General features: G+C 61.9%; 7 protein-coding genes. 5 read left to right on the forward strand and 2 right to left on the reverse strand.

The window, feature by feature from the left end; genetic code table 11:
• The 3 genes from JNL55_RS35210 to JNL55_RS35220 form a co-directional block, all read left to right on the forward strand.
• Nucleotides 1–1,039 (forward strand): hypothetical protein (locus JNL55_RS35210; RefSeq protein WP_293866027.1); only part of this gene is annotated, 1,039 nt, incomplete at its 5' end.
• Nucleotides 1,040–1,048: 9 nt separating this feature from the next.
• A complete protein-coding gene (locus tag JNL55_RS35215) occupies nt 1,049–2,308 on the forward strand; it encodes an MgtC/SapB family protein (RefSeq protein WP_293866030.1) in 1,260 nt (419 codons plus the stop codon).
• A gap of 19 nt (nt 2,309–2,327) precedes the next feature.
• The gene (locus tag JNL55_RS35220) at nt 2,328–3,164 is read left to right on the forward strand and encodes an SDR family NAD(P)-dependent oxidoreductase (RefSeq protein ID WP_293866033.1); all 837 of its coding nucleotides are present in this window, start codon (nt 2,328–2,330) and stop codon (nt 3,162–3,164) included.
• Between the two features lie 3 nt (nt 3,165–3,167).
• Here the strand turns inward: JNL55_RS35220 and JNL55_RS35225 are convergent, their stop codons facing one another.
• Nucleotides 3,168–3,845 carry a M15 family metallopeptidase gene (locus JNL55_RS35225; protein ID WP_293866036.1) on the reverse strand — a complete coding sequence of 226 codons (678 nt, stop codon included), beginning with the start codon at nt 3,843–3,845 and terminating at the stop codon, nt 3,168–3,170.
• Between the two features lie 209 nt (nt 3,846–4,054).
• Here JNL55_RS35225 and JNL55_RS35230 point away from each other — a divergent pair, with 209 nt between their 5' ends.
• Both JNL55_RS35230 and JNL55_RS35235 read left to right on the forward strand, forming a co-directional pair.
• Nucleotides 4,055–6,499 carry an EAL domain-containing protein gene (locus JNL55_RS35230; RefSeq protein WP_293866039.1) on the forward strand — a complete coding sequence of 815 codons (2,445 nt, stop codon included), beginning with the start codon at nt 4,055–4,057 and terminating at the stop codon, nt 6,497–6,499.
• A gap of 58 nt (nt 6,500–6,557) precedes the next feature.
• Complete coding sequence (locus tag JNL55_RS35235; RefSeq protein ID WP_293866041.1) at nt 6,558–8,468, forward strand: ATP-binding cassette domain-containing protein; 1,911 nt, start codon at nt 6,558–6,560, stop codon at nt 8,466–8,468.
• Nucleotides 8,469–8,471: 3 nt separating this feature from the next.
• Here JNL55_RS35235 and JNL55_RS35240 read toward each other — a convergent pair whose 3' ends face one another.
• Nucleotides 8,472–9,089, reverse strand: coding sequence for a TetR/AcrR family transcriptional regulator (locus JNL55_RS35240; RefSeq protein WP_293866044.1), 618 nt, complete (start codon nt 9,087–9,089; stop codon nt 8,472–8,474).
• Nucleotides 9,090–9,317: the final 228 nt, after the last annotated feature.

Here is a 9,317-nt window from a genome sequence, read left to right on the forward strand (position 1 = left end):
CGTTCGTTGGCAAATTCCCGCCGCGAGTTCCCCGTTAGAAATGCAGTATCGGCGCAGCGATTTCGATGTCACCAATACCGTGCAGGTGAGTTCACCTGACGCGGTTCGGCGCGCCGTGGTCGAGCTGTATCGCCAGAGCTGGCCGCATTATCCGCTGGACCGGGTCGACACCGCGTTTCGCGATTTCGAGCGGCTGTTCAACGGTCAGTTTCCCGGCTACTACGGCTGCGACACGGTTTATCACGATCTGCAGCATTCGCTCGACGGCACGCTCGCCGTGGCGCGCCTGATCGTTAGTTACGATCGCACCCACCTGGCGGATGAACGACTCGGGCCGGAGCGCGCCATCCTCGGCGTGGTGACGGCGTTGTTTCATGACGCAGGTTACATTCGTCAGACCGACGACCAGACACATCGCAACGGCGCCGAGTTCACCTTGAGTCATGTGAGCCGCAGCGCCCAGTTCATCGGTCGTTACCTGCCCACCATCGGCATGGCCGAATGGGTGCCGGTGGCCACCAAGATCGTGCACTTCACCGGTTACGAAGTGCAGTTCGATCAGATCCGCCTGGACGATCCGCGCGACCGCAAGCTCGGCCATCTGATCGGCACCGGCGATTTGATCGCGCAAATGTCGGATCGCTGCTATCTGGAAAAATGCCGCGACCGGCTCTATCCCGAATTCGTGCTGGGCGGCATCGCCATGCCCAGCGACGCCACCGGCAAGACCCAGGTGAAGTACAGCTCCGGCCTGGACGTACTGCGCCAGACGCCGGGCTTCATCGAAGACGTGCGCCGCTCGCGCCTGGACGGCGAGTTCGCCAGCGCCTACAGCTATCTCGAATCGCTGTTCAACGGCCGCAACCCGTACATGGACGCCATCGAGTCCAACCTGAACTACCTGAGCGAGGTACTGCGGACCGGCCGCTGGCCCATGCTCCGCCGCGACCCGCCCTGCTTCACCTGGGAACGCAACCCGGTGCAGAACATCCGCTCGCTGGTCATCGGCCATCTGAAGCAGGTCTGGAAAAGCAGTTAAGCTGGCGGGATGGCTGACATCCCCGAACCCAGCTGGATCAATCTCGGCGTCGCACTCGCCGTCGGCTTCCTCATCGGCATCGAACGGGAACGCAGTAAGGGCACCGGCCCGAACCGCGCCGTCGCCGGTCTCCGCACCTTCACCCTGATCTCGCTGGCCGGCGCGCTCGGCCTCTGGATCGGCGGCGTCTATGTGTTCATCGCCACCGGCGGCATCGTCGGCCTGCTGATCGCCGTCGGCTACCTGCGGACTCGCGACACCGATCCCGGCCTCACCACCGAGATCGCGATGGTCGTCGCGCTGCTGCTCGGTGGATTGGCCGTGCGAGAGCCGCAGCTCGCTGCCGCACTCGGCGTCATCGTCGCCATCCTGCTCGCGTTCCGTACCCACGCTCATAACTGGGTCCAGAACGTGCTCACTGACGAGGAAGTCCGCGACGGTCTGCTGCTCGCAGCCGCGGCTCTGGTGATCCTGCCGCTCACGCCGACCGAGCCCATCGATCCCTGGGGCGTCGTGCAGCCACGCAAGCTTTGGATGCTGGCGGTGCTGGTGATGGCCATCAATGCGCTCGGCTACGTCGCTCTGCGCGCGTTAGGCGCCAAGACTGGGCTCGCGGTGGCCGGACTGCTGTCCGGTTTCGTATCGAGCACAGCCACCATCGGCGCCATGGGCGCACGGACCAAGAGCCAACCAGAACTGCACAAAGGTGCGGTCGCGGGCGCCGCTGCTTCTTCGGTCGCGACCGTGATTCAGCTCGCCATCGTCGTGGGCTTGGTGAGCACGCCAACGTTGTTACTGCTGACACCGTCGTTGCTGGCATCGGGTCTGGCCGCGGTGATCTATGCGGGAGTGTTCGCGCTCCGCAGTTTTCGTGAAATGTCCGCCGCCGAGGACTCGCCGAAAGGACGGCCGTTCGAACCCAAGACCGCCATCGTGTTCGTGCTGGTGGTCGGACTCACTTTGTTGATTTCGGCACTGCTGACGCAATGGCTGGGCGATCGCGGCCTGTTGCTCGCCGCCGGCGTGGCCGGTTTCACCGATGCTCATGCGCCGGCAATTTCGTCAGCCTCGCTGGCCGCCAGCGGCCGGACCCAAGCCGAGTTCGCCGCACTCGCCGTGCTGGTGGGCTTCACCACCAACGTGGTGAGCAAGACCATGGTGGCATTTTCGCTAGGCGACCGACGTTATGCCTACGAACTCACACCCGGCTTGGTGTTGATGGCAGCAGCTGCTTGGGGTGCGTGGTCGGTTCGCGCTTTCTTCGTCTGAGCACTTCATACTCCGCACGATGAATCCACGGTTCGCACGACTGAATGCCCGGTTTCCACACAAGCGCGCGTTCATCACGGGCGCCGGCAGTGGGCTGGGGCTGGCGCTGGCCAAAGCGCTGGCCAGCGACGGCTGGACCCTGGGCCTGTTCGATCGCAATCTGGAACGGCTCACCAGCGTCGAAGCCGAGTTCGCCGACGCCGGCGTCAAGCTGGTCGCTTATCCGGGCGATGTGACTCAGTCCGACGAACTCACGGTCGCGGTGAATTCATTCGCCGCCAGCCACGACGGCTTGGATGTGATGATCAACAATGCCGGCGTCGCCAGTGCCGGTTCGTTGATGGAAGTTTCGCTGGAAGACTGGCGCTGGATCATCGACATCAACTTGATGGGCGTCGTGCACGGCTCGCGCGCGGCCGTGCCTCATCTACAACGAAACGGCAGCGGCTTGCTGATCAACGTCTCGAGCGCCGCCGCCTTCGCTTCGGCACCGGGCATGATCTCGTACAACGCCACCAAAGCCGCAGTGGTCTCGATCAGCGAAACCCTGGTGAACGAACTGCGGCCGATGGGCACACAAGTGTCGGTCGCCATGCCGACATTCTTTCGCTCGTCGCTGCTGGAAACATTGCGCGGCCCCGAGCATGCGCGGGCGCGCGCGCATGAAGCCATGCAGAGGTCGGAGTATCCGGCCGAAGCGGCCGCCTACGATTTGCTGACAGAGGCGGCCGACGGCCGCACTTACATCCTGCTACCTAAGGCGGCGCGCATGATGTGGCGTATGAAGCGCTGGATGCCGCTGCGTTTTCTGGATCGAGTCCGACATTTCACGCGGCGGCAACCAACTGCCGAATGATCGTTACGCCGGCGCGTCCACCGCCAGCAAGAAGCGCGTGTAGATCTCCGGCAAACGCGCCAGCACATGGGGTTTACCCTCAATGCTGCTGCCTTCCAACACCCGGCGTAGCGTCGACAAACTGAGCGACTCGAGCGCCGCCTGAGAAATCGGCGCATAGCTCAAATGCCAAGGCTCGGGACTGACCCCGCCGCGCTCGGTGCGATAGGGTCGGTAGAAACCGAAGCGTCGCATATTCGCATCGAGCCATTGCGACAAGCGGCCGAATATTCCTTCCGGTGCGTATTCCGCAGGCAACAGCTCGACGTTGTAGCCGGGCGGCACCGCGGCCGCGTCGATCACATCGACATCGCTGCCCCAGTGATGACGACTGCCGCCGGGAATCGCCGACCAACACAGAATGGCGTCCACAGTGGCCGAATCGGATAACTGCGCGCGATCCAACAACGCGCCCTGGCGGTCATAAATCGGCCGCTCGCCCTGCCATTTACGATTCCAGATACCGATTTGCGCCTGGAAATCGCGGAAGCTGGAGCGTGGCGCCAGGTCGATGCCGTCGACTCGTGCCGCATCCCTCATTGCCAGGAAAGAAGCCACTGCTTCGTAGTGAAGCATGCAGCGCGGTTCCGCCAATTCCACGACATGAGTGCGCGCCTGTCCGGTGAGCTCGAGCTCGTTCATTACGATCTGCGTCCTCGCACGACGATATTGAAAATAATCTGCTGAAAATAAGTTGCAAAACCCGACCAAACGCCGCGGTTTTTAACATTCTAATCGTTTGGTATGTCAAAAAACCCGACAAGTAAACTGCGATGTGTCACCGCCGCGAAAAACATGAGTATTATGCGGACGAAGCGGGTTCGCAGCACACCGTCCGTGCGGAGTATGGGTTGAGATCGCGGGGCCTCAAAATCAGATTGCTCTCCGTCGCCATCGCGGCGGGCATCCTCATTGCGGCGACGCTATTCCTGCTGGAGTACCTCGACTATCGCAAGTCCAGTGACGTGCTGGTGCGCCAGGGCGAACGCTCCCTGCTCACGGCCGAGGCACAACGGCTCGACCTGCTCGCCAGCGACATGGCCGCCGCCGGTGCCCAGGCGCTGGAATCCTCCCTTCGCGAACGCGATAAGCGCACTCTGGAAAAGATCGTCGCGTCGCTGTTGAACAATCCCTATTCGATTTCGGCCCGCGTGCTGGCGCCGGACGGCTCGGTGATGTTCGAAAGCATCCGGCAGGATCAATGGACCCGCCAGATCACCGATCAAGACAAGCGCACCATCCGCCGCGGCCTGGGCGGCGTCGAATCGCTCGGCACGTTGGAGATCGTGGTCGGCCGACCCGGGCTCGCCGACACCGCGCATGCATTGAAGACCCAGCTCGAACGAGTACAACAGCGCGACTTCGAACGCCGCATCTGGATCGTCGCCGGCGTCGGCATCCTGATCACCGGTTTGCTGACCTTGGTCGCTTGGATGTTGGCGCAGCGCCTGGAGCGTCCCATCGTCGAGTTGATTCGCTCCGCCGAACGCATCGGCGAAGGCGACTACACGCGACCGCATAAAGTCACCAGCAACGACGAGATCGCCGAGCTGGAGATGGCCCTGGATCGGATGCGCCAGAATCTGCGCCAGACCACCATCACCAAGAATTATCTGACCATCGTCCTCAACAGCATGAACGACGCCGTGCTGGTGACCTCGCCGGACGGCATGGTGCGCAAGATCAACGACGCCGCGGTACGTTTGTTCGGCTACAACGAAGAAGAGATTGCCGGGCAGCCGTTCATCAACCTGCTGGCCGAGAACGAACGCGAAGGCTTTTCGCTCGAACAGGCTGGTGTCGAGACGCGCGAGACCGTCATCGCCACGCATAGCGGCCAGACGATTCCAGTGTCGCTGTCGGGCGCGCCCATCGCCGGCGACGATCCGCAGTTCCAAGGCACCATCTTCGTCGTTCGTAACATCACCGATCGCAAGCGGGCCGAGCGCCGCATTCGTTATCTGGCTCGTTACGACGCGCTGACCAAAGTGCCGAATCGCATGCAGTTCCAGCACATGCTGCAACAAGCGATCGCACGCGCCCGGCGTAACGATCGCGGCATCGTGATGCTGTATCTGGACATGGATCGGTTCAAAGAAATCAACGACACGTTCGGTCACGCCGCCGGCGACCGTACGCTCGAAGTGCTCAGCGAACGTTTGATTCGCATCCTGCCGCGCGAGGCGGTGGTCGGTCGTCTGGCCGGCGACGAGTTCGGTTTGTTCATCGAAGGCTTCGCCGACTCCGAGGATGAACGCGCGCAAGCAGCGAACCTCGCACGCATGGTGCTCGCCGAGGTCTGCAAAGCGTATTACGTCGATCAGCAGGAAGTGTTCCTGACCGCCAGCGTCGGTATCGCGTTCTGCCCGAAGGACGCCGAGAACGTCATCGACCTGATTCGCAACGCCGACGCGGCGATGTATCACTCCAAACAAAACGGCGGCAACAGCTTCGCGTTCTACTCGCCCGACATGAACGCCGCGGCGGTCGAACGTTTGATGCTGAAGAGCAAGCTGCGCCGTGCATTGGAACGCGACGAGCTGATGATGCTGTATCAGCCGAAGGTGGATCTGCGCGACGGCCGCATCATCGGTGCCGAAGCACTGCTGCGCTGGCGCCTGCCTGGCCACGGCGACATTCCGCCGTCGCAGTTCATTCCGCTGGCTGAAGAAACCAATTTGATTCTGGGCATCGGCGAGTGGGTGCTGAACCGCGTCTGCTCCGATTACCATCGCTGGCAGGACAAGATCAAGAATCCCGGCCGCGTGTCCATCAACCTGTCGTTGAAACAGCTGCGTCAGGCGAGCTTCATCACTCGTTGCAAATCGGTGTTCCGTCGTCACGAAGTGTCGCCGACTTGTTTCGAGCTGGAAATCACCGAGACCACCTTGATGGTCGACCCGAAGCGCACCATCAAGCTGCTGGATGAGCTGTATGCCATGGGCCTGCACCTGTCCATCGACGACTTCGGCACCGGTTATTCCTCGCTCAGCGCGCTTCAGCAATTCCCCATCGGCACGCTGAAGATCGACCAATCCTTCGTGCGCGACGCCGCCATCAACAGCGACGACGCCACCATCGTTCGCACCATCATCGACATGGGCAAAGCCTTGGAAGTCGAAGTGGTCGCCGAAGGCGTCGAGACCGAAGAACAATTCAATTTCCTGCGCAACCGCGGCTGCCACTACGGCCAAGGCCGCCTGTTCGGCGACGCCATGCCGGCCGAAGAATTCCTTTCCCTGGTCATGTCTCAGGCCAGCGGCCGCGCAAAAGTCAGCGAGCTGTTCGCCTCCTGAGCCGCTAGCGGCGATCTGCTAGGATGCCGGCCCGGCTTCGCTGCGGCTCGAATCGTCCATGCTTTCGTTCTCCTCGCTCGCCCTCCGGCGCGGTCCGCGCCTGCTGATTTCCGATGCGTCTTTCACCGTTTATCGCGGTGAGAAGGTCGGCATCGTGGGCGCAAACGGTTGTGGTAAGTCGAGCTTGCTGTCGCTGGTGTTGGGCGAGTTGCAGCCGGATGCGGGCAATGTCGACTATCCATCGCAGCTGGTGGTCGCACATGTCGCACAGGAACTGGATGCCACCGAGCGGCCGGCCATCGAGTTCGTCATGGATGGCGACGAAGAGTTGCGCGCCACCGAAGCGGCCATCGCGCAGGCTGAAGAGAACAACGCTGGCGTCAAGCTCGGTGAACTGCATGCACGCTACGCTGCGTTAGGCGGCTACGACGCGCGCAGTCGGGCGGGAAAGTTGATGCACGGCTTGGGCTTCTCGGCCGCGGACGAAGCCAGGTCGGTGAACGCGTTCTCCGGCGGCTGGCGAGTGCGGCTCAACGTCGCGCAGGCGCTGATGTGCCGATCCGATTTGTTGTTGCTCGACGAGCCCACCAACCATCTCGATCTCGATGCCGTGATCTGGTTGGAACAATGGCTGCGCAACTACCCAGGCACGCTATTGATGATCGCGCACGATCGCGAGTTCCTCGATCGCACTGTGAATCGCGTCGTACACATCGAAAACGGTGCCGCGAAAATCTACAGCGGCAACTACTCCGCGTTCGAAGAACAACGCGCTTCGCAGCTAGCCCAACAACAATCGATGTTTGAACGGCAGCAGCGCGAGATCAAGCACATGATGGGCTTCATCGAGCGCTTCAAGGCCAAGGCCAGCAAGGCCAAGCAAGCACAGAGCCGCGTCAAAGCGCTCGAGCGCATGGAGAAGATCGCGCCCGCGCACGTCGACTCGCAATTTGAATTCACCTTCTTGCCGCCGCAGAAGCTGCCGCAACCGTTGCTGGCGTTAGAGAAACAGTCGGTGGGCTACGGTGAACGCATCGTGCTGGAGAACATCAGCATGACCATCTCGCCCGGCAGCCGAATCGCTTTGCTCGGCCGCAACGGCGCCGGCAAGTCGACGATGATGAAGTTGCTGGCCGGCGAACTGACCGCGTTCGACGGCAGGCGCACCGAAGCGCGGGATTTGAAGATTGGCTATTTCGCTCAGCATCAGCTCGAGCAACTTACCGTTGACGACTCGCCGATCGGACACTTGAAACGGCTCGGCGGCGATGCCGCCGCCAAGGCCACCGAACAAGAGCTACGCAGTTTCCTAGGCAGCTTCGGATTCAGCGGCGACCGCGTGTTCGAACCCGTGGGACCATTCTCGGGCGGCGAGAAAGCGCGGCTCGTGCTCGCGTTGGTGAGTTACTTGCGACCGAATCTATTGTTGCTCGACGAGCCGACCAACCATCTCGACTTGGAAATGCGCCAGGCGCTGGCGATGGCTTTGCAAGATTACGAAGCCGCGGTGGTGCTGGTCTCACACGATCGTCATTTGCTGAGAGCCGTCGCCGACGATCTGATTCTTGTGGATCAAGGCCGCGCGCAACCGTTCGACGGCGACCTCGACGACTACGCCAAGTGGTTTCAAACTCGCGAAGAAGCCGAGACGTCGGGCGACGAAAACGCCCCCACTGCGCTCAGCGCCGAACAAAAGAAACAACGTAAGCGAGAAGAGGCCGAGCGGCGCAATCGACTCAGCCCGCTGCGAGCAGATATCGCTCGCCTGGAGAAGCAGCTGGCCAAGCTGGAACAGGAACGCGGCACCGTCGAGACCGCGCTGGCCGAGCCGGACATCTACAACCCGAGCTCCAAACAAAAGCTACAAGAGCTGTTGCAGAAGCAGACTCAGCTGAAGCGGGACATCTCAGATGTCGAAACAGCGTGGCTCGCCGCCAGCGAGAAACTCGAAGCCGAGCTGGCGAGCTAAACGTTACTTCTTCAGCTGAGCGTCGACCAACGCATCCGCTGCCGCGACCATGAAGTGTTGCGGGCCGCTCTTGCCCAATGCCTGCGCCGACGAGAACGCGCCGTCGACCAGCAACAGCAACTGTTCGGTGAGTTCATCCGGATTGCGCACGCCTTCGATGTTGTCGACCAGCCCACGCAAGCGCCGACGCAGTTCTTCCATTTCCTGAGTAGCGACGACCCGCGCCGGGTGCTGAGGATCAGCGAACTCGACGGTGATGTTCATGAACGGACAGCCACGAAACCGTGAGCTGCTCACGAACTGAGCAACGCCATTGAGGTGAGCTCGCAGCCGGGCACGCGGCTCCGGGTCGCTCAGCGCAGCGGTCTTGTCCCAACCGGCCCAGCGGTCCTTCTGCTCCTGCTCCAACACCGCCACGATCAAGGCGTCCTTGGACGGAAACCAACGGTACAGGCTGGTCTTGGCCACCCCGGACTTGGCCACCACGGTGTCCACCCCGACCGCCCGGGCGCCTTCTTTGTAAAACAAGTCGCGGGCCGTGTTCAGGATCCGGTCTCGGACGCTTTCGGCAGGCGCGGCGGCGCCTTCAGTACCGGCGCGCGGTTTGGCAGTAGGACTCATGAGCCTCCTTTAGTCAGCTTGACAGCGCTACAGACCTGTACGTAGCATAAGAACAGACAGGTCTGTAGCGTCACCTACAGTAGCTCCAAGCACCCGGCCAGTGCAATTGAAGCTCTCTATGTGACATCTCGCCTGTCGAAATCGCCCTACCTCGTGGCAAACGCCGGCCGGCCAGGGGGTGGGGTCCCGCGATCAACGACGAACTTTCGGTTTCGGAGACGGCAATGA

The sequence above is a fragment of the Steroidobacter sp. genome (assembly GCF_016790065.1).
Taxonomy (GTDB): domain Bacteria; phylum Pseudomonadota; class Gammaproteobacteria; order Steroidobacterales; family Steroidobacteraceae; genus Steroidobacter.

Bases quoted from the DNA above. Each gene is read 5' to 3' on its own strand.
- JNL55_RS35225 (WP_293866036.1), bottom strand. From the start codon at position 3,845: ATGAACGAGCTCGAGCTCACCGGACAGGCGCGCACTCATGTCGTGGAA.
- JNL55_RS35240 (WP_293866044.1), bottom strand. From the start codon at position 9,089: ATGAGTCCTACTGCCAAACCGCGCGCCGGTACTGAAGGCGCCGCCGCG.
- JNL55_RS35220 (WP_293866033.1), top strand. From the start codon at position 2,328: ATGAATCCACGGTTCGCACGACTGAATGCCCGGTTTCCACACAAGCGC.
- JNL55_RS35215 (WP_293866030.1), top strand. From the start codon at position 1,049: ATGGCTGACATCCCCGAACCCAGCTGGATCAATCTCGGCGTCGCACTC.
- JNL55_RS35235 (WP_293866041.1), top strand. From the start codon at position 6,558: ATGCTTTCGTTCTCCTCGCTCGCCCTCCGGCGCGGTCCGCGCCTGCTG.